Origin of the sequence: Pantoea sp. EKM101V, assembly GCF_011800325.1 — a bacterium.
GTDB lineage: Bacteria > Pseudomonadota > Gammaproteobacteria > Enterobacterales > Enterobacteriaceae > Pantoea > Pantoea anthophila.
Map to the genome: position 1 here is coordinate 695,545 of NZ_JAALFP010000001.1, position 18,338 is coordinate 713,882.

An 18,338-nucleotide genomic window follows, 5' to 3' on the forward strand; every position below is an offset into this window, starting at 1 on the left:
CTGCTCCCTATGCCGCCGTGGTCTGTTTTTCATAGAGGAAATGCAGCACCTTCTGGCGCAACTGGTGATAGCGCGGCTCATCGGCCAGCGCCACTCTGGCGCGGGGACGCGGCAGATCGACGGTGAGGATCTCGCCAATCTGCGCGGCAGGGCCATTGGTCATCATCAGCACCCGATCGGAGAGCAGCACCGCCTCATCGACGTCATGGGTAATCAGCACGATGCTGGTGTTCAGCTCCTGCTGAATGCGCATCACGCTGTCCTGCAGATGGGCGCGGGTTAAGGCGTCCAGCGCGCCAAACGGCTCATCCAGCAGCAGCACGCGTGGCTTCATCGCCAGCGCCCGTGCAATGCCGACGCGCTGCTTCATGCCGCCGGAGATTTCGCCTGGCCGCTTGTGCATGGCGTGGCTCATCTGCACCCGATTCAGGTTGTGCTCGATCCAGTCGTGCATCTCCGCGCGGGTGAGACGTCCTTTAAACACCTGCTGCACCGCCAGCTCGACGTTCTGAAAGGCCGTCAGCCACGGCAGCAGCGAATGGTTCTGAAACACCACGGCGCGCTCCGGGCCGGGACCGGTAATCTCACGGTTGTCACACAGCAGCACGCCGCTGCTGGGGCGGGTCAACCCGGCGATCAGGTTGAGCAGCGTCGATTTGCCGCAGCCGGAGTGACCGATCAGGCTCAGGGTTTCGCCTTCGTGGAGATCAAAACTGACGTTGTCGAGGGCCAGGAACTCGCCGCTGGCGGTGTTAAAACGCTGGCTCACCTGCTGAACGCGAATAATGTGTTTCATGCTCTTCCCCTTATTTTTCCCAGCTGAAGCGACGCACCAGCAGCATCAGCCCCTGCTCCAGCAGCAGGCCGACCACGCCGATAATCAGAATGGCGATCAGGATGTTGGCCACGTTGAGGTTGTTCCACTCATTCCAGATCCAGAAGCCGATGCCCAGTCCGCCGGTCAGCATTTCAGCGGCGACGATCACCAGCCAGGCGATGCCGATAGAGAGGCGCACCCCGGTAAGGACAGCGGGCAGCACGGCGGGCAGCAGAATACGGCGCATCACCGTCCATTCAGAGAGCTGTAACACCCGCGCCACGTTGAGGTAATCCTGCGGAATGCGCTGCACGCCTTCGGCGGTGTTGATAATCATCGGCCAGATGGAACAGATGAAAATGGTCCAGCTGGCCGCCGGCTCGGCGCGCTGAAACAGCAGCAGGCCAATTGGCAGCCAGGCCAGTGGACTCACCGGGCGCAGCAGGGCGATGACCGGATTGCCCATCCGGGCGAGAAAGGTGAACCGCCCGAGCAGAAAGCCTGCCGGAATGCCCACCAGCGCGGCGAGGCCAAAGCCGATGGCGACGCGCTGCAGCGAGGCCAGCACGTTCCAGCCGATGCCCTGGTCGTTGGGACCGTTGCTGTAGAACGGATCGGCGAACAGGGTCTGCGCGGCCTGCCAGGTCAAGTAAGGCGACGGAAACGCCGGTTCCGCCAGCGCGGCGAGCTGCCACACCAGCAGGAGCAGCAGCAGGCCGCCCGCGGCCGGAATGGTGCGCTGCAGCAGAGGCCGCAGACGCGCCGGACGGGGCGCGATTTTTGGGGTGACCTGTAACGGGATCACGGTGGCACGGCTCGGGGGGTTCACCGGCTGCGCCACGGCGCGCGCGTCAGTTTTCATAACAACCTCTCTTAACGTTTGATAGCGAAACTGGCGGCGTAGGCGGCAGGGTCACTGCCATCCCAGACTTTGCCGTCGATCAGGGTGCTGCTGCGCATCTCACTGCCGGGCACGGCAACCTGGCCCACCGCGCTGGCCGCCTCTTTATAGATATCGAGGCGGTTGATCTGGCGGGCCACCGCGAGGTAATCGGGATCGTGGGTGAGCAGGCCCCAGCGTTTCATCTGGGTCAGGAACCACATGCCGTCGGAGAGCCACGGAAAACTGACGTTGCCGTTGTCGAAAAAGCGCATCGGATGGGCGTCCTGCCACGTCTGGCCCAGACCGTTCTCATACTGGCCCAGCATCCGCCCCTGCAGAGTGTCGACGCGGGTGTTGATCCAGGCGCGTCCGGCCAGCACCTGCGCGGTTTCGCGGCGGTTATCGTCTGAGGCGTCGATCCAGCGCGCGGCGTCCAGCACGGCGGCGGTCAGTGCACGGGCGGTGTTGGGGTTCTCTTTCACCCACTGCGCGCGGGTGCCGAGCACTTTCTCCGGATGCTCCGGCCAGATCTGCTGGCTGGTGGCGGCGGTAAAGCCGATGCTGTCGCTGATGGCACGCTGGTTCCACGGCTCACCGACGCAGAAGCCACTCATGTTGCCGATCTTCATGTTCATCACCATCTGCGGCGGCGGCACAACCACGGTGCGGATATCCTCAAACGGATTAATTCCGGCACTGGCCAGCCAGTAGTAGAGCCACATCGCGTGGGTGCTGGTGGGAAAGGTGTGGGCGAAGGTCAGACTGCCTTTGGGGCGGCTGTCGACCGCCTTTTTCAGGCTCGCCAGATCGGTCACGCCCTGGCCCTTCAGCTGGTTCGACAGGGTAATGGCCTGGCCGTTATGGTTGAGCGTCATCAGGTTGGCCATGTCGTGCTGTGGCCCCGCCACGCCGAGCTGCAGCGCGTAGATCATGCCGTAAAGCACGTGCGCCGCATCCAGTTCACCGGAGGTCAGCTTGTCGCGCACCGCTGCCCAGCTCGCCTCTTTGCTGACCTGCAGCGTCAGGCCATACTTTTTGTCGAAGCCTTTCACCGACGCCATCACCACCGGTGCACAGTCGGTCAGCGGAATAAACCCGACTCGCACCTGCGCTTTTTCCGGCGCGTCCGACCCGGCCGCCCAGACCGCATTGCGTAATCCCGGTATGATCCAGGCTGCGCCCAGCGCCGCGCCGGAAAGCAGTGCCTGACGTCGTGTCAGTGAAAATGACGGTTTGCTCATCATGTTGCCCCTGAACAGAAATAAAAAAAGGCGTCCTCCGACAGACCGAAGTCTGCGGATGGACGCCTTTATCCAAAGCACTGATCCCACCGCCATTGGCGGGCGCAATGCATACTCTCTGTAAGGTTAAAGCAAAGGGTGTGCCAGTTTTTTCAACGCCGTCAATGGCGGTTCACCGGCCTCCCTCTGCTGAAAATCTGACCGTTTTTGCACGTTTGTGACGCAGGTTGCGCACGGCGGTTGTGCAGCTACCTCTTCCGGGTTAGCTGCGCAGCGTCGCGGCGACCGCCAGCACCGCCTGCGCGATCTCCACGATCCGCTTGTTCTGATTCATGGCACTTTTGCGCAGCGCCTGCCACGCGGCCTCTTCGCTGAACCCCTGCTGCTGCATCAGCCAGTGTTTGGCCTGATCGACCACCCGCCGCTCGTCGAGGGAGGCGCGCATCGATGCCAGCTCATCCGCCTGCTGCTGCAGACGCTGCGACTGCTCGCTAATCAGCGACAGCACCGAGCGCCCGAGCTGGGGTGCCAGTCCGTCACTGTCGAGCGCCGCCGCGCCGGGCAGCCAGTCAGCGCCGGAAACATAGAGCGCAAAGGTGCTCTCCCCCTGGACAACCTGCCCTGTCGCCTGCTGCTGCGCCTGATCGATGGCCGCGCGACAGCGCTGCATCAGCGTGACCGTCAGGGCATCCTCCAGCGTTTTCATCTGATCCAGCCGCTCTGAGAGCAGAGAAAACCAGTGCAGTGCACCGTTCTCCTCACAGGGGCCACCGGTGCAGGCGATACGCCGCAGACGTTCGATGTCCCGGCTGGCCTGGGCCAGCGGCTGCCAGCGTTCACAGGCGGTGCTGTCGGCAAACTGCCGGAAAGTGGTAAAACTCTGCTCCTGCGCCGCAATCAGCGCCACCATCTGGCTGCGCTGCCCGTCGGTAAACTGTCGCGCCGCAAAACCGGCGGAACCGATAGCCCGCTCCTGCCCGGCCAGCTCTTTGCCCTGCATAAAACTGAACAGGGCGATCAGCGCGCGGGAGATGTCGGGATGGCTGGCGGTGTCGGCCGCCTCAAACACCAGGTTCAGTAAGGTGCGGATCACCTGATTAAAGGCAGCCATCGCGGCGGCCTGCTCACGTTCACGCAGGCTGATCTGCTGACGCAGCGCGGGTAACCCCTCCAGCGCCTGCAGGGCGGTGGCAATCAGGTTGCAGAAGCGGCTGAAGCCAGGCTGGGCCACGGCGGGCGGAAGGGCCTGATAAAAGTGCTGCAGCGCCTCACTCACCGCCTGCTGACGGGCGCCGCGCTCTGCGCTGAACAGCGCACCGTCCGAGCAGAGCCAGAGGTTAGTGGCGCCGCGTTCCCGCTGCAGCCGATGAACCAGTTCGCTGACGGCGGCCATCAGCTCGCCGGTCTGAAGCAGCCGCTGCAGGCTGGCGATATCGCTCTCACGTGAAGCCTGCAGCCAGGCCAGGGCGTCAGCCATTTTTCATCTCTCCGCGCCGTAAAATCCTTCTGAAGCAAAAGGCGTGCCGCTTTCCGAAAAAAAGCGGCATAAACCGCCCCGGATATTCTGATTTTGAAAAGATTCTTTTCCTGCGCCGGGAAAATTTTCCGGCAATAAAAGGTTAGTGATACTTAATAGTTTCCCATCGAACCCATTGCGTGTCAGAATGGGAAGCTACGTTATCAATCAGTTTGTCTGTGCGATCATTCAGTTCGCTTTAACTATCACTTTATTCGCGGCTTTTTTCAGGGCATATCACGCCCCGGAACCGCCCGCTATCACGCATCGGCAGCAGGCGCAATGGTTTGAAATCTCAAAAGTCTTAGGTAGACTAAACGCGTTACTATCCCGATGTAATCTGACCGTTTTTTAACAAACAGACTTTCAGCACGATGCGGCGCCTGAATCAGCGTTTTCTGCATCGGGCCTGGCAATATGCAGATACTTTGATGAGATCACGAGGAACATGGTGAAAAAGAGTCTTGCGTTAACACTGCTGGCGGTACTTACCCTGGCAGGCTGTAAGGCCCCGCCGCCGCCCGTCACTGACGATACGCTGGTCACCAGCGAAATTAACGGCGTCAAACTGGTCCATCGACACGCTGTCGCGGCACCCACTGCCTTTGAGCCGGTCAATCAGACCTGGCGTGCGCTTTATGGCGCCTCCGTGATGACCTCCCCCGACTACGGCGGCAAGGTGGTTCGCTATCTCGAAACGGGTAAACCGTTTGAAGTATTAGGCAATGTAGAACACAGCTGGCTGGCGATTGCTGACCAGGCTGATGGCCCGTTAATCGGTTACGTCCCACTGAAAGCGGGCGTGGAGAGCAGTCGTTACGACGCCACCGTGCAGAGCGATCGCCCCCGTCCCCGCAAAGCGAAACAGGTCTGTGTGGCCGTCGGCGGCGCCAGCAAAGCCTGCCGCACTAACGATACCGCGACCTGGATCTTAGACTGACTATGAAATCCGGCGCATATTGCCCGCAGCACCGTGCCGTGCTGCGGGCACAGGCATTTGCCATTAGCTGGAAGATCACACTGTAATGACTGTGGAATCCCCTGCGCGTGAGGCGTCCCCCTCAGGCAATGAGAATCTGTTACTTCAGGCTGCAGCCCCCCTGCTGAACGCGGTGGTGCAGATTCGTCAGGCAGCCACCCATGACGACCCTGCCGGGCTGCGTCAGTCTCTGATCGATGAAATCCGTCAGTTCGAACAGCGCTGCAAACAGGCCGGACTGCCGTTTGAGATGATTATCGGCGCGCGTTACTGCATCTGCAGCGCGCTGGATGAAGCGGCAGCCCAGACCCCCTGGGGCACCCGCGGCGTCTGGTCGGGCAACGGCATGCTGGTCACCTTTCATAATGAAAGCTGGGGCGGCGAGAAATTTTTTCAGCTGCTGTCACGCATTTCGCAGAGCCCGCAACAGCACCTCTGGCTGCTGGAGGTGGTTCACTACTGCCTGCTGCTGGGCTATGAGGGGCGCTATCGCGGCAGCGAAAATGGCCGAACCCAGTGCGACGGCATCCGTAAACGCCTGAAAACCCTGATAGATGAAACCCGCGCGCAGCGCGAATCCCCGCAACCGCCGCTGGTGGAGGTGCATCCGCTGGTGAGCACCCTCGCCCGCCCGATGGTGCCGCTCTGGGCGTGCGCCATGCTGGTCGCGCTGGTCGGCTGCCTGATCTACAGTGGCCTGAACTGGCGACTCGGCAATGCGGCGGAGCCGCTGCTGCGCACCATTTATCAGACGCCGCTGCCGCAGATCACCGCCGGACGTCGCCCCTCTTCGCCGCAGGCGCTGCTCGATCTGCGTCAGCGCCTGAACGATGTCATCGCGGCCGGTCAGCTCGAAGTGAGCGACGGCGCGTTTGGCAGTAAAGTGATTATCCCGGCGGATAAACTGTTTGCCCAGCAGGGCACGGTCATCAATCCGGTAGGCCGGGCGCTGCTGGCTCGTGTCTCAACCGCGATGAATGATGTCAAAGGCACCATTCTGGTGTCGGTGTTTACCGACGATCATCCGGTGGATAACAGCCGCTTTGCCTCCAGCTACGAGTTCTCCTTTGCCCGCGCCCGTGCCATCACCCAGCTTCTGCAGGTGCAGCTGGCTGACGGCCATACGGTTCGCTCTGAAGGCCGCGGCGACAGCGACCCGCTGCTCCCCAACGACAGCAGCGAAAACCGGACCCGCAACCGCCGCGTAGAGATCACCCTTTTTGCCGCGCCTGAAACGCTCAGTAATCACCAGGGAGCCCGATAATGCGCGCCTCACTTCGTCTGTTGTTAACCCACCGCCTGCTGTGGAGTTTTATCGGCGTCACGGCGCTGAGCTGCCTGGTCTGGATGCTGGGACCGTTCTGGACATGGGACGAGTCACGTCCTCTGGAACCGGCGCTGCCCCGCCAGCTCACCGTCGGCGCACTCTTTTTTCTCTGGATCCTGTTCCAGCTGATCCCGTCACTCTATCGCGCCTGGTTTAACAGCCGCCTGCTGACGCAGCTCCAGCTGGCCGACAATGAGGATCCGGCCGAGCGTCAGATGACCGAAGAGCGGCTCAATCAGCGCTTCAGTGAAGCCGTGATGCAGCTGAAACGCACGCAGTTTGGCCGCCGCCACAGTGGCGGCTGGCTGGCGCGCGTTAACGCCAGCTACCTCTATCAGCTTCCCTGGTATCTGGTGATGGGGGCCCCCGGTGCCGGTAAGACCACCGCGCTGCTGAATGCGGGGCTGGACTTTCCGCTGACCGACACGCTGGGGAAAAATGCCATTCGCGGCGTCGGCGGCACCCGCAACTGTGACTGGTGGTTTACCGACAGCGCCGTGCTGATTGATACCGCCGGGCGCTATGCGCTGCAGGAGAGCCAGCGCGTGCGCGACGCCGCGGAGTGGCACAGTTTTATCAATCTGCTCAAACGCTACCGCACCCGCCAGCCGATTAACGGCGTCATCATGACCATCAGCGTCGCCGACCTGCTGAGTGACTCAGCCGAGGCGCGTTTCGCTCAGGCAAGCGCCCTGCGTGAGCGCATGGCGGAACTGCATCAGCAGACCGGCATTCATTTCCCGGTCTATGTGATGGTGACCAAAACCGACCTGCTGAAAGGCTTTATGAGCTATTTTGGCTCGATGGATAAGGCGCGGCGTGACGCCATCTGGGGCTTCACGTTTAACCGTGAACCGGGCAAATCGCCAAAGAGTGACTGGCATCACCACTTTGGCCAGCAGTTTCAGCGGCTGGAGCAGCAGCTTCAGCAGCAGCTGGCGGATCAGATGACCCAGGAGCGCGACCTGAACCAGCGCGCCGAGTGTTTCCTCTTCCCGCAGGAGTTCGCTTCACTGCGTCCGCTGCTGAACGAATATCTGGATATCGTCTTTTCTGACCATCAGGATGCGGTGGCCTGGAGTCCGCGTGGCCTCTTCTTCACCAGCGGCACCCAGGAGGGGCTGCCCTTTGATCGGGTGATGGGTGAACTGAGCCGTAAGCTGCAGTTGCGCCAGGCGGGCGATCACTCCATCGCGGCGTGGGACAGCGTTAATCGCAGCCGCCCCATCCCCGGCAACAAAGGCCAGAGCTTCTTTATCCGCGATCTGCTGAGCGATCTGATTTTTAAAGAGAGCGGCCTGGCGGGCAGCAATCGCCGCTGGGAGTACCGCAATCAGCTGTTCCACTGGATTGGCTACGGTGTGCTGGCGGGCGCGCTGTTGATCGCCTCCAGCCTGTGGTGCCTCAGCTACTATCAGAATCAGCACTATCTGCAGGAGGTGGCGGCACGGGTGCCGGCCATCCGGTCGCAGAGTCAGCAGGTTATTCATCAGCCTGCAGATAATATTTTTGATCTGCTACCCTTTCTGAATAACCTGGTGAAGCTGCCGCTCTCGCCGCGTTTTTCTCTCGATAATCCACCGCTTACTATGCGGGCGGGCTTATATCGCGGGAGTCAGGTGAGCGATGCGGCCTGGGTGCTGTATCAGAATGCACTCAAGTCGCTGCTGCTGCCGCGCGTAGCCCAGCAGATCACCAATATCCTGCGCAACGATCCGGGTGACGATAACGCCTACAGCCGCAATGCGCTGCGCGCTTATCAGATGCTCTATCAGCCGCGTAATTATGATGGCGAATTTTTACGGGCCTGGCTGCTGCAGAACTTACAGCGCTCGCTGCCCGATTCGGTCAGCGCCCGCGACCTTCAGCAGCTCGACTGGCACCTGAGCCAGCTGCTGGATCAGCAGATTCAGTCGTCGCCCTATGCCCGCGACAACGCCCTGATGATGCGTAAACTGGCGGAAAATCTGAACATTGCGGGCCAGTCGGGTCCGGTGCTGGCGGCGACGCCCCGGCACGCTGTCCCGCAATTTTCCTCGCATAGCGAGTAATGGTGAGGTAAACATGGCTGCTTACACGGCCCCCGGCTGGTATGGCAAGCTGCCGTCGACCGGTGACTTTCTGCACCATCGACTGAGCGAACAGCAGATTAGCCCCTGGAATCACTGGTTTCAGCAGGGACTGATGCACTGGCACCAGCAGGCGTATGCGATCAGCGCGAACTTTCTCCACGCGCCGGTGTGGAACTTTGTTCTGCCGGTGACGGCCACCCGGCCACAGATACAGATGGGCTGCCTGCTGCCCTCCTGTGACCGCGTCGGACGCGCCTGGCCGCTGCTGGCCCTGCACAGTTTTCCGCTGGCGCAGTGGCATCCGGCGCAGCTGAGGATCTCCGGTGACTGGTTTCAGGATCTGGGCGCCACGCTGTTACGGGCGGTGCAGACGCCGCTGAACGGCGAGCAGCTGGAGCAGGCGATTCAGGCGCTGCCCCCGCTGCTGGTGCCCGCCCGCAAGCCGTCTGAAATCATGGATGTGATCGGTTTTCAGGACCTGCCCTGCACGCTGAGCTGGCGTGAAGTGGCGGAACGCTTCGACCCGCAGCAGCATATGAGCTACTGGTGGAGTAATCGCAGTGACGGGTTTGTGCATGCGACCCACAAGCATAGCGGCAACCTCACCGCGCAACTGTTTTCGTTACTGTTCAACCCGGCGGCAGGTTCACAGCCGGGACGTAATGGCCTCTATCCGCCGATGTTCGAATGAGGCCGGATGCGTTTGCCGTTTAATCTGGGATAACTCATGCAATTTACCATTGTGCAGTGCACTACGGATGTTCCGGTCAAAAGCGTCGCGTTTCAGCCGCCTGGCGGCACCATTGGCCGCAGTCAGGATAATGATCTGGTGCTGCCCGATGAGACGCGCGCCATTTCGCGTCTGCAGGCGCTGGTTCATCTGTCGCAGGAGGGCGAGTGTCGCCTGACCAATCAGGGCAGCGTGACGCCAGTGGAGCACAACGGCATTACCCTGGGACGCGGCATGCAGGTGCTGCTGAAACATGGCGATGCGCTGCGGATCGGCGACTATGCGCTGGAAGTGCGCGACCCTGCCTGCCACGCCGCCCAGAGCGATCCGCTGGCGCTGTTTGCCGGTGACAGTGCACAGCCCGCCAATCCGCTCGGCATTCACGAACATCACGACATTGAGGCGCGGCTGCTGGTCAGCGAGGCGGCGCCCGCCCGCCACGAACGTCACAGCGATGCGCGGCTGGCCATCGACCCGCAGGCGAATGAGCCACGCCGCACGCTGACAGCCCAGCCGGTGGATCAGGATCGGCTCATCGCCGCGCTGCTGGACGGTATGGGGCTGAGCAACGGGCACGCCACGCCGATTGATGAAGAGCAGATGCGGATTACGGGCCGGATGCTGAGCCTCTTCTCGCAGGGCACGGTCGCGCTGCTCTCCTCACGCTCCATTCTCAAGCGCGGCGTGAAGGCAGACATGACGATGATCCTCAACGAGGCCAACAACCCGTTTAAGATCCTGCCCTCCGGGAAGACCGTGCTGATGCAGATGTATCAGAGCCAGATGCCGGGCTTTATGCCGCCGGAACAGGCGGTGCGCGATGCGCTGGTCGATCTGCAGGCCCACCAGCTGGGCATGATTGCCGGCATCCGCGCCATCATCGCCGCGATGCTGCAATCCTTTAATCCGCAGCGGCTGGAGGAGCAGGCGCGCGCCGACGGCGTGGTCTCTAAACTGCCCTTCTCCACCGTGAAGAAAGCGGCGCTGTGGGACTACTTTACCCGTAACTATCAGCGCACCGCCGGGGAGATCGAGGATGATTTCCATACGCTGTTTGGCGAAGCGTTTCTTCATGCTTATGACATGGAAGTTAACCAGTATAAGGATTCTCAGACGCGGGTAGATGAAGCATGAAGATTGTGTTTGCCAGTCGCTGCCAGCAGGGACTTCGCGATGAGAATCAGGATCGCACCGGTGCTGAACTGGATGATCATAAAGCCTGTTTTGTGGTCTGCGATGGCGTCGCCGGTCTGCCGGGCGGCGAGATGGCGGCTCAGCTGGTGCGCGACACCCTGCTGAGTCAGTTGCAGGCGTACGACGCCTTTACCCCGGAAATCACCCATCAGGCGATTGAGCAGTGCCGTCTGGCGCTGCATGAGGCACAGGGTAAAAATCCGAAATTTTCACGCATGAGCACCACGCTGGCGGCCCTGTTTATAGACCGTAAAAAACAGCGTGCATGGTGGGCCCATGCGGGTGACAGCCGGGTTTACCACTTCCGCCGGGGGGTGCTCAACGAGGTGACCCGGGACCACAGTCTGGCGCAGCAGCTGAAAGAAGCAGGCTATGAAAATACCGGCATTAACAGTAATTTACTTTATAATGCGCTCGGTGCTGAGCCGCCTCGCTTAGTGAGCTTTTCACAGGAGATGGCGCTGGAGGATGGTGACGCGTTTCTGGTCTGTACCGACGGCTTCTGGCTGAATCTGACCACCGGCGAAATGGAACAGGCGCTGCGCATGGTGAATGCCTGCGAAGAGTGGCTGGCGCTGATGGAGCAGGCGGTCAGCCGCAACGTTAAAAAAGATAATCTCAGCGCACTGGCGGTCTGGATTGGTGAGCCGGAAGAGGCCACGCTGCTCTATTCACTGGCTGATTCGGCGCGCTTTCTGCCGCCTCGTTTTTGATTCCAAGGATCCTTATGAAACTGTGGTTGCCCGGCATCATCACTCTGCTGATGGCCTTTCACGCCCAGGCTGAAAATTATCGTGTGGTCTACTCCCCCAGCCTGGAGCTGGAGGTTTATATCGATGATGTGGTCAGCAAAGCGCCTGACGACTGGTGTAAAGAGACGCTGCCGCTGCGCATCGTCTCTGGCAAGAGTAAGGATTCGGCGGTGCTGACCACCTTTTTGCCGCGCGTTGGCACCCTGCTCGCCAACCAGTGCGGCCTGCTGGATGTGCTGCCCTGGCAGATGACCAGTAAAGAGGGAAGCGTGCTGGCCAGCGGCAGCGCCAGCAAGCTGCAGAACTGGCGGCCTATCGTGATGGCTGATGCCACCGCCAGCGCCAGTGAGAGCAACGCCGCGCCGCTGGACCTGTCGCGGCCGGCTGACAGCACGCCGCTGCAACACTTTGATCTGCCCAGCGGCTGTCATTTTCGTACTGCCTGGGATGAACATGCTCACACCCTGTTTATCCCGGACGTCAGCAAGCAGCAGTGCTCGCCGGATGGCTGGGCAGAAGGCAAAAGTGAAATGACGCTGGTTACACCGGATCAGAAGACGCCGGTCGCCGTCACCTTCTATCAGGGCTATCCCATCGCCAACCTGACGATCCCGGACAGCCGGCTGGAAGTGATTGCCGCCAATAATCAGCGCATGATCGTGACCCGGACGGATGCCGCAGAGAGCTGGCTGGTGCTGCCCTTTGATGACCAGCATCACGTCTGGCGCTTCAACGGGGCCCTGTTAATCAAAATGGATAAGAATGCTGCGCAGCAGAGTGCTGACGCTGTGAAATCGCGGGTCGATACCTTGCGCAGCCAGTGGGCGCCCTATTTCATGCCACAGCAAAAAGTGAATGTGTTACTCATCGACACCCTGCACGCGGATCTGGTTGATCCTGCCATTGGTGCCTGGCGTAACATCAATTAATTACCGCGCAGCCTGGCGAGCAGGCCGTGTACAGAGAGTTCACTATGTCGGCAAATGAAAATCCGAAAACCGTTCCGAATGCCCTGCCTGACGGATACCGTTTTAACGAGTTTGAGATCAAGGAAGTGATTGGCGGCGGCGGCTTCGGCATCGTCTATCGCGCCTGGGATCATCAGCTTGAACGCACCATCGCCATTAAAGAGTATATGCCGGTGTCGCTGGCCGTCCGTGCTGCGGATCTCACCCTGGAATTGCGCGGTGAGCGTTTTCAGAAACTGTTTAATGCCGGGCTGAACAGCTTTATTCAGGAAGCGCGCCTGCTGGCCCGCTTTAACCATCCGGGCCTGCTGCACGTGCTGCGCTTCTGGGAACAGAACGGCACGGCCTATATGGGCACACTCTATTACAGCGGCATGACCCTGAAGGAGTGGCAGCTCACCAGCCCGGAGTCGATCTCTGAAGCCTGGATACGCCGCCTGCTGCCTCCGCTGCTGGGGGCGATCAGCACCATCCATCAGGCGGGCTATCTGCATCGCGATATCTCGCTCGACAATATCCAGATTCAGGAGAATCAGCTGCCGGTGCTGCTCGATTTCGGCTCGGCGCGCAAAGAGATTGGCAACCTCTCTGATGAAACGGAAATCATGCTCAAACCCGGTTTTGCGCCGATTGAGCAGTACAGCGAAGAGGGAGAAGTTGAACAGGGCCCCTGGACCGACATCTACGCGCTGGGCGCGGTGCTGCACAGCCTGATTACCCATAATCCGCCGCCGGTCAGCGTGGTGCGCTGCATTGAAGATAACTATCAGCCGCTGGTGGAACGTCAGCCGGAGGGCTACTCGCTGCCGCTGCTCCATGCGATTGACTGCGCGCTGGCGATGAAGCCAGGCGATCGCCCGCAGACGATTGATGCCTTTGCGGCGCTGATTGATCTGCCGGTCAGCGATGTGGAAGCCGTGGTCAACAGCTTCCCGGTTCCCGGTGAACCGCCTGCTGCGCGGGTGGAGGAGCCGGTCGAGGCCGCGCCGCCGGTGGTGATGGCCATGAATCATGCCGCGGCGTCGGCTGAACCGGTGACACCGCGCACGACGCGCCGGCTGTCGCCCGCCCTGCTGGCACTGGCTGCGGTGGCGGTGCTGGCGACCGGGGCCGCCGTCTGGCTGGCGAACCGTCACAGCGCCGCGCCGGAAGCGGCAGACTCCTCAGCGGTCGTCACGCAGGCGCCCGCCTCTGCGCCGTCAGCGGCCGCCGTTCCCGCCGCGTTGGCAACCGTCTACCTTAAGCTGGAGAGCGGCGAAAGCGTGGTGCTTAACGGCCAGCCGGTGGAGGTCAAACCCGGCAGCAGTGGCTTTGCCGCGCTGAACCTGGCGGCGGGTCAGTATAAAATCGATATTCACAATGGCAGCGTGACCCACTCTCAGTCCCTGACCATTGATAAGCCCGGCACCTGGCTGATCAATCCGGGTAACTGAGTTTCGCGGGCTTGCAGCAGAAAAGAGAAAGGGCGCACGAGGATGCGCCCTTTCTCTGTTAAGAAGGAAAGCGGTGTGTCAGGCCTGTTTCAGGCAGGTTTGCTGTAATGTCCGCACCTGATGCGCCAGTCGGCTCAGCCCCTCCTCCTCCATGCCGCGGCGGGTCAGCTCCTCCTCCAGGGCAAACAGATACTGCGCATTCGAGCCGAGCGGGCCGCTGGCCACGGCAATTAACGGCGCAACCGCATCCGGACAGGAGTCCGACTCATACAAAGGGTGACGCGGGTCCATAATAAAGGTCAGCGCCGTAACGCTGCGGCCATCATCCAGCTGGAGCTCACACCAGGTAGGCAGGTAGCAGCCGGTGACCATCTCACGCTTCCACAGCAGCGTCAGCTCTTCATGCAGGCGCGCTTCCGGCAGGCGAAAGGCCAGGCCGCTGGTTCTGCCGCCCTGCTTCAGCGCCAGCATGCGGCCGGGATGGGAAGCGGTGCCGCGACCAGCAATCAGTCGCAGACAGAACGCGCGATGCCAGCCTTCCAGCGAACCGGACGCGACCTCATCCGCCTCAAAGATCGGGTTCCACATCAGCGAGCCATAGCCAAAAATCCAGACCGGGCTGTGATCGGGACGGCAGGCCAGCGTGGCGGCCAGCGACGCCGCACGCTGCTCGCAACTCCAGAGCAGCGTCTCTTCGATATCCCCGAACGACGTTTTACAATCCGCTTTTAACAGAAATTCCCGGGTAAGCAATGCGACCTCCTCAACATCAACGGCGTCCTGCGCACCAGCTCCTGTCACCTGATCGCCAGAGGCTTCTGGCGTTTCGGTCATGAAATTGACATTAATCTATTTTCGCGCGGGGTTTCAAGCGTGAGGCGGGTCGCAGCTTAAAAAAAACCAGATAAACCTGATAGCGCAGACGAAAAAAAGGGCCAGCTGATGCCGGCCCTCAGGCGGTGCGGAGAAGCAGCAGGGTTAATGCTTCGGATGCCACTTGTCGTCATCGCCCTTTTCATACTCTTTTTTGACGGCGGACCAGGCCACTTTATGTGCCACCTCTTCCCGCGAATCATCGCCGCGTCGATCTTCCGCCTCTTTATACTGATCCCAGGCGCTGTTGAACGCCTGCTGATAGATATCCTGGGCGTGGGCGGGCAGAACGTGTTTAACGTTGTCAGGTAAATCACTTCGGCTGGCGTAAGGCATAACGGCTCCTCTGTTGACGGATTCCTGTTAAGCCTGGCGCAACTGCGCAAAATTTCAAATGGTCACTTATCCCTGTTTCAGTCTGAAAACCGACTACAGGCGTAACAAAGGCAAATTAACTGCGGATTTTCAGGCACAGAATGCCAGGATGGTCTGGCTTATCGGGAATGTTGCAGACTGATTATTATTACATTATTCGGGATAACTTCAGGTTAATGCAGCTTCAATCGTTTATTGCATTTTAGTAAAAAGCAGTAAATTTTTCCCTGTCGGGCCGGTGAAAAGATAAACTGCGCCCTGCTCCAAAACTGATTATATTTCTAACAGCAGTTCGCGCTGCGTCGGACAATCATTAACCAGAGAGGATGGTGAATGCCTTCACATGAAAAAACACGTCACAAGGAATTCTCGCTGATATTTCCGATTATCACGCTGGGTATCCTCTATTTTTTTGGTGCGCAGACCTCTTTTCCGGTGGTCGTCGGAATTAACCTGCTGGCGCTGATCGCCATCCTGAGCAGCGCGTTCAGCGTGGTGCGTCACGCCGACGTGCTGGCTCACCGGCTTGGCGAACCCTATGGTTCCCTGATCCTGAGTCTCTCCGTGGTGATTCTCGAAGTGAGCCTGATCTCGGCGCTGATGGCCACGGGCGATGCGGCGCCGGGGCTGATGCGCGATACGCTCTATTCGATTGTCATGATTGTGACCGGCGGGCTGGTGGGCTTTGCGCTGCTGCTGGGAGGCAATAAGTTTGCGACCCAGTACGTCAATCTGGCCGGCGTGAAACAGTATCTGATCGCGATATTCCCGCTGGCGATTCTGGTGCTGGTCTTCCCCAACGCGCTGCCCGGCGGGAATTTCTCTGTCACCCAGGCACTGCTGATTGCGGCTATTTCAGCGGCGATGTATGGCGTTTTCCTGCTGATACAGACGAAAACCCACCAGAGCCTGTTCGTCTATGAGCATGAGGATGAGAGTGACGACGGTGACCCGCATCACGGTAAACCCTCGGCGCACAGCAGCATCTGGCACACCGTCTGGCTGATCGTACATCTTATTGCGGTGATTGCCGTGACCAAGATGAACGCGAATACGCTGGAAAGCCTGCTGACAGAGATGAATGCTCCGGCGCAGTTCACCGGCTTCCTGGTGGCCCTGCTGATCCTCTCGCCGGAAGGCCTGGGCGCGATTAAGGCGGTGCTGATGAATCAGGTGCAGCGCGCCATGAATCTCTTCTTCGGTTCCGTGCTGGCGACCATCTCCCTGACGGTGCCGGCGGTGACCATCATCGCCACCCTGACCGGACAGGAGCTGATTTTTGGTCTGGAGCCGCCGCAGATGGTGATTATGATGGCGTCCCTGATCCTGTGTCAGATCTCCTTCTCCACCGGCCGCACCAATGTCCTGAACGGCGCGGCGCATCTGGCCCTGTTTATCGGCTATCTGATGACCATCATGCTGTAACGGCACCGGACGTCAGGCGAAAAAAAAGAGCGATTTCTCGCTCTTTTTTTTATACCGCAGACTTATTTGCTGGTATCGAGTTCCGGGAAGCTTTTCACCAGATCGTCAATCGCTTTCATCTGCACCAGGAATGGCTCCAGCTTATCCAGCGGCAGTGCGGAAGGACCGTCACACAGGGCGTGGTCCGGGTCCGGATGCGCTTCGATAAACAGACCGGCAATGCCGACCGCCATACCCGCACGTGCCAGCTCACCCACCTGGGCACGACGACCACCTGATGCCGCACCAAACGGATCGCGGGTCTGCAGCGCATGGGTCACGTCGAAAATGACCGGACTGTTTCGGGTCACTTTCTTCATCACGTTGAAGCCGAGCATGTCCACAACCAGGTTGTCGTAACCGAAGTTGCTGCCGCGATCGCACAGGATAACCTGCTCGTTGCCGCCTTCTGCAAACTTATCCACGATGTTACCCATCTGGCCAGGGCTGACGAACTGCGGCTTCTTGACGTTGATTACTGCGCCGGTTTTCGCCATCGCTTCCACCAGATCCGTCTGACGCGCCAGGAAGGCGGGCAGCTGGATCACATCGACCACTTCAGAAACCGGCTGCGCCTGAGCGGCTTCATGCACATCGGTGATGATCTTCACACCGAACGTCTGCTTCAGCTCCTGGAAAATCTTCATTCCCTCTTCCAGGCCCGGGCCACGGTAAGAGTGGATCGAGGAACGGTTCGCTTTATCAAAGGACGCTTTGAATACGTAAGGAATACCCAGCTTACCGGTGACGTTCACGTAGTGTTCGCAGATACGCATCGCCAGGTCACGGGACTCCAGCACGTTCATCCCGCCAAACAGCACAAACGGCAGATCGTTTGCTACTTTGATGTCACCAATACTCACGACTTTCTGTGTCATGCCCTTTCCTTTTCAGTGGGTCCGCTTAGTGCAGCGTGACCTGTTTTTGTTCGATTGCATGAATCTGAACTTTGATCATTTCGCTGACCGGGTCTTCAGGACACTGCTCAACGAAGTACGTTAAATCATTCAGCGCGATATGTTCGCACTCCAGCTGCGCGTATATCAGACCGCGATCGCGGATCTCATAGGGATCGTCAGGGTCGATACGCAGCAGCACCTGACTGACGTTCAGCGCCAGCTCCATCTTCTTCTCTTCCATCAGCGCCGCTTTCAGGGTATCGAGCATCTTGCGCATCACAGTGACGGTTTTGGCTTCGTCGAGATCGTCATCATACAGGCGTGCGGTCGGGCTGATATTGCCCTTGAGCCACACTTCCAGCGTGTGCCGGTCGAGGGTTTCCCCGTTAAACGGATTGATCATCCACTTATCGCCATCAATCCAGTCCGCACGCAGAATCAGCTGTGTCGGGAAGATCACCGGCATCAGCGGCAGGTCCAGCTCGGCGGCGATGTGCAGCAGAATGATGCCCAGTGAGACCGCGGTGCCCTGACGGGTCCGCAGAACGTTGTCGATCCACAGCGCATCAGAGAGATTGTAGACACCGCTGGCACCGCCAAATCCCCACTGGCGATAGAAGAGCTCCAGCAGCTTTTCGAGCTGCAGATCGGCATCTTCCGTATGGCTGACATAATCACGGGCTTCGGCGACTAACGCCGCCAGCTGCGCTTCCACCGAGATCGCCGGAAAATCGGCGCGGATGGCTTGCGTTGCGCCAATCACCGCTTCACACAGCGGTGTCTGGCTGAAATCTAATTGTTCGGTCGAGGTCATG

At 59.9% G+C, this 18,338-nt stretch carries 17 protein-coding genes; 9 read left to right on the forward strand and 8 right to left on the reverse strand.

Going from position 1 to position 18,338, the window contains the following annotated elements; genetic code table 11:
• Window positions 1–7: 7 nt before the first annotated feature.
• The 4 genes from HFD92_RS03375 to HFD92_RS03390 all read right to left on the reverse strand — a co-directional run bounded on the left by HFD92_RS03375 (window position 8) and on the right by HFD92_RS03390 (window position 4,418).
• Window positions 8–796, reverse strand: coding sequence for an ABC transporter ATP-binding protein (locus tag HFD92_RS03375; RefSeq protein WP_111208531.1), 789 nt, complete (start codon window positions 794–796; stop codon window positions 8–10).
• A 10-nt stretch (window positions 797–806) separates the two neighbouring features.
• Complete coding sequence (gene ntrB / locus HFD92_RS03380; RefSeq protein ID WP_167428284.1) at window positions 807–1,679, reverse strand: nitrate ABC transporter permease; 873 nt, start codon at window positions 1,677–1,679, stop codon at window positions 807–809.
• An 11-nt stretch (window positions 1,680–1,690) separates the two neighbouring features.
• Window positions 1,691–2,941: a CmpA/NrtA family ABC transporter substrate-binding protein gene (locus HFD92_RS03385; protein WP_167428347.1), complete on the reverse strand. Its 1,251-nt coding sequence runs from the start codon at window positions 2,939–2,941 to the stop codon at window positions 1,691–1,693.
• Window positions 2,942–3,203: 262 nt separating this feature from the next.
• Entirely contained in the window at window positions 3,204–4,418 is a 1,215-nt protein-coding gene (locus HFD92_RS03390) for a nitrate regulatory protein (protein WP_167428285.1), read from the reverse strand.
• Window positions 4,419–4,905: 487 nt separating this feature from the next.
• On the opposite strand from HFD92_RS03390, the gene HFD92_RS03395 reads away from it, so the two are divergent.
• The 8 genes from HFD92_RS03395 to HFD92_RS03430 all read left to right on the forward strand — a co-directional run bounded on the left by HFD92_RS03395 (window position 4,906) and on the right by HFD92_RS03430 (window position 13,912).
• Entirely contained in the window at window positions 4,906–5,397 is a 492-nt protein-coding gene (locus HFD92_RS03395) for a hypothetical protein (protein ID WP_009090601.1), read from the forward strand.
• 85 nt (window positions 5,398–5,482) lie between these two features.
• Window positions 5,483–6,700, forward strand: coding sequence for a type IVB secretion system protein IcmH/DotU (gene icmH / locus HFD92_RS03400; RefSeq protein WP_009090602.1), 1,218 nt, complete (start codon window positions 5,483–5,485; stop codon window positions 6,698–6,700).
• Window positions 6,700–8,814, forward strand: a complete 2,115-nt coding sequence (gene tssM, locus HFD92_RS03405) for a type VI secretion system membrane subunit TssM (protein WP_167428286.1) — start codon at window positions 6,700–6,702, stop codon at window positions 8,812–8,814. The genes icmH and tssM overlap by 1 nt, the downstream gene beginning before the upstream one ends.
• A gap of 13 nt (window positions 8,815–8,827) precedes the next feature.
• Entirely contained in the window at window positions 8,828–9,526 is a 699-nt protein-coding gene (tagF, locus tag HFD92_RS03410) for a type VI secretion system-associated protein TagF (protein WP_009090607.1), read from the forward strand.
• 36 nt (window positions 9,527–9,562) lie between these two features.
• Window positions 9,563–10,699, forward strand: coding sequence for a type VI secretion system-associated FHA domain protein TagH (gene tagH / locus HFD92_RS03415; RefSeq protein WP_154928098.1), 1,137 nt, complete (start codon window positions 9,563–9,565; stop codon window positions 10,697–10,699).
• Window positions 10,696–11,472: a PP2C family serine/threonine-protein phosphatase gene (locus HFD92_RS03420; RefSeq protein WP_009090611.1), complete on the forward strand. Its 777-nt coding sequence runs from the start codon at window positions 10,696–10,698 to the stop codon at window positions 11,470–11,472. The genes tagH and HFD92_RS03420 overlap by 4 nt, the downstream gene beginning before the upstream one ends.
• Before the next feature lie 14 nt (window positions 11,473–11,486).
• Entirely contained in the window at window positions 11,487–12,440 is a 954-nt protein-coding gene (locus tag HFD92_RS03425) for a hypothetical protein (RefSeq protein ID WP_167428287.1), read from the forward strand.
• 44 nt (window positions 12,441–12,484) lie between these two features.
• Window positions 12,485–13,912, forward strand: a complete 1,428-nt coding sequence (locus HFD92_RS03430; protein ID WP_167428288.1) for a serine/threonine-protein kinase — start codon at window positions 12,485–12,487, stop codon at window positions 13,910–13,912.
• A 78-nt stretch (window positions 13,913–13,990) separates the two neighbouring features.
• On the opposite strand, the gene HFD92_RS03435 is transcribed toward HFD92_RS03430, so the two are convergent.
• Together HFD92_RS03435 and chaB are read right to left on the reverse strand one after the other, a co-directional pair.
• The gene (locus tag HFD92_RS03435; RefSeq protein ID WP_167428348.1) at window positions 13,991–14,665 is read right to left on the reverse strand and encodes a gamma-glutamylcyclotransferase; all 675 of its coding nucleotides are present in this window, start codon (window positions 14,663–14,665) and stop codon (window positions 13,991–13,993) included.
• Between the two features lie 225 nt (window positions 14,666–14,890).
• On the reverse strand, window positions 14,891–15,121 hold the full coding sequence (gene chaB, locus HFD92_RS03440; protein ID WP_009090618.1) for a putative cation transport regulator ChaB: 231 nt from the start codon (window positions 15,119–15,121) through the stop codon (window positions 14,891–14,893).
• A gap of 372 nt (window positions 15,122–15,493) precedes the next feature.
• Between chaB and chaA the strand changes: the two genes are divergently transcribed.
• Window positions 15,494–16,585 carry a sodium-potassium/proton antiporter ChaA gene (chaA, locus tag HFD92_RS03445; RefSeq protein ID WP_046101690.1) on the forward strand — a complete coding sequence of 364 codons (1,092 nt, stop codon included), beginning with the start codon at window positions 15,494–15,496 and terminating at the stop codon, window positions 16,583–16,585.
• 62 nt (window positions 16,586–16,647) lie between these two features.
• Here chaA and kdsA read toward each other — a convergent pair whose 3' ends face one another.
• Window positions 16,648–17,502 (reverse strand): 3-deoxy-8-phosphooctulonate synthase, encoded by an 855-nt coding sequence (gene kdsA / locus HFD92_RS03450; RefSeq protein ID WP_009090621.1) that lies wholly within the window; start codon window positions 17,500–17,502, stop codon window positions 16,648–16,650.
• A gap of 25 nt (window positions 17,503–17,527) precedes the next feature.
• Complete coding sequence (gene sirB1 / locus HFD92_RS03455; RefSeq protein ID WP_009090623.1) at window positions 17,528–18,337, reverse strand: invasion regulator SirB1; 810 nt, start codon at window positions 18,335–18,337, stop codon at window positions 17,528–17,530.
• Between the last annotated feature and the right edge of the window lies 1 nt (window position 18,338).

Excerpts from the sequence above, each read along its gene's own strand:
- HFD92_RS03375 (WP_111208531.1), bottom strand. The coding sequence starts at position 796 with ATGAAACACATTATTCGCGTTCAGCAGGTGAGCCAGCGTTTTAACACC.
- ntrB (WP_167428284.1), bottom strand. The coding sequence starts at position 1,679 with ATGAAAACTGACGCGCGCGCCGTGGCGCAGCCGGTGAACCCCCCGAGC.
- HFD92_RS03385 (WP_167428347.1), bottom strand. The coding sequence starts at position 2,941 with ATGAGCAAACCGTCATTTTCACTGACACGACGTCAGGCACTGCTTTCC.
- HFD92_RS03390 (WP_167428285.1), bottom strand. The coding sequence starts at position 4,418 with ATGGCTGACGCCCTGGCCTGGCTGCAGGCTTCACGTGAGAGCGATATC.
- HFD92_RS03395 (WP_009090601.1), top strand. The coding sequence starts at position 4,906 with ATGGTGAAAAAGAGTCTTGCGTTAACACTGCTGGCGGTACTTACCCTG.
- icmH (WP_009090602.1), top strand. The coding sequence starts at position 5,483 with ATGACTGTGGAATCCCCTGCGCGTGAGGCGTCCCCCTCAGGCAATGAG.
- tssM (WP_167428286.1), top strand. The coding sequence starts at position 6,700 with ATGCGCGCCTCACTTCGTCTGTTGTTAACCCACCGCCTGCTGTGGAGT.
- tagF (WP_009090607.1), top strand. The coding sequence starts at position 8,828 with ATGGCTGCTTACACGGCCCCCGGCTGGTATGGCAAGCTGCCGTCGACC.
- tagH (WP_154928098.1), top strand. The coding sequence starts at position 9,563 with ATGCAATTTACCATTGTGCAGTGCACTACGGATGTTCCGGTCAAAAGC.
- HFD92_RS03420 (WP_009090611.1), top strand. The coding sequence starts at position 10,696 with ATGAAGATTGTGTTTGCCAGTCGCTGCCAGCAGGGACTTCGCGATGAG.
- HFD92_RS03425 (WP_167428287.1), top strand. The coding sequence starts at position 11,487 with ATGAAACTGTGGTTGCCCGGCATCATCACTCTGCTGATGGCCTTTCAC.
- HFD92_RS03430 (WP_167428288.1), top strand. The coding sequence starts at position 12,485 with ATGTCGGCAAATGAAAATCCGAAAACCGTTCCGAATGCCCTGCCTGAC.
- chaB (WP_009090618.1), bottom strand. The coding sequence starts at position 15,121 with ATGCCTTACGCCAGCCGAAGTGATTTACCTGACAACGTTAAACACGTT.
- chaA (WP_046101690.1), top strand. The coding sequence starts at position 15,494 with ATGCCTTCACATGAAAAAACACGTCACAAGGAATTCTCGCTGATATTT.
- kdsA (WP_009090621.1), bottom strand. The coding sequence starts at position 17,502 with ATGACACAGAAAGTCGTGAGTATTGGTGACATCAAAGTAGCAAACGAT.
- sirB1 (WP_009090623.1), bottom strand. The coding sequence starts at position 18,337 with ATGACCTCGACCGAACAATTAGATTTCAGCCAGACACCGCTGTGTGAA.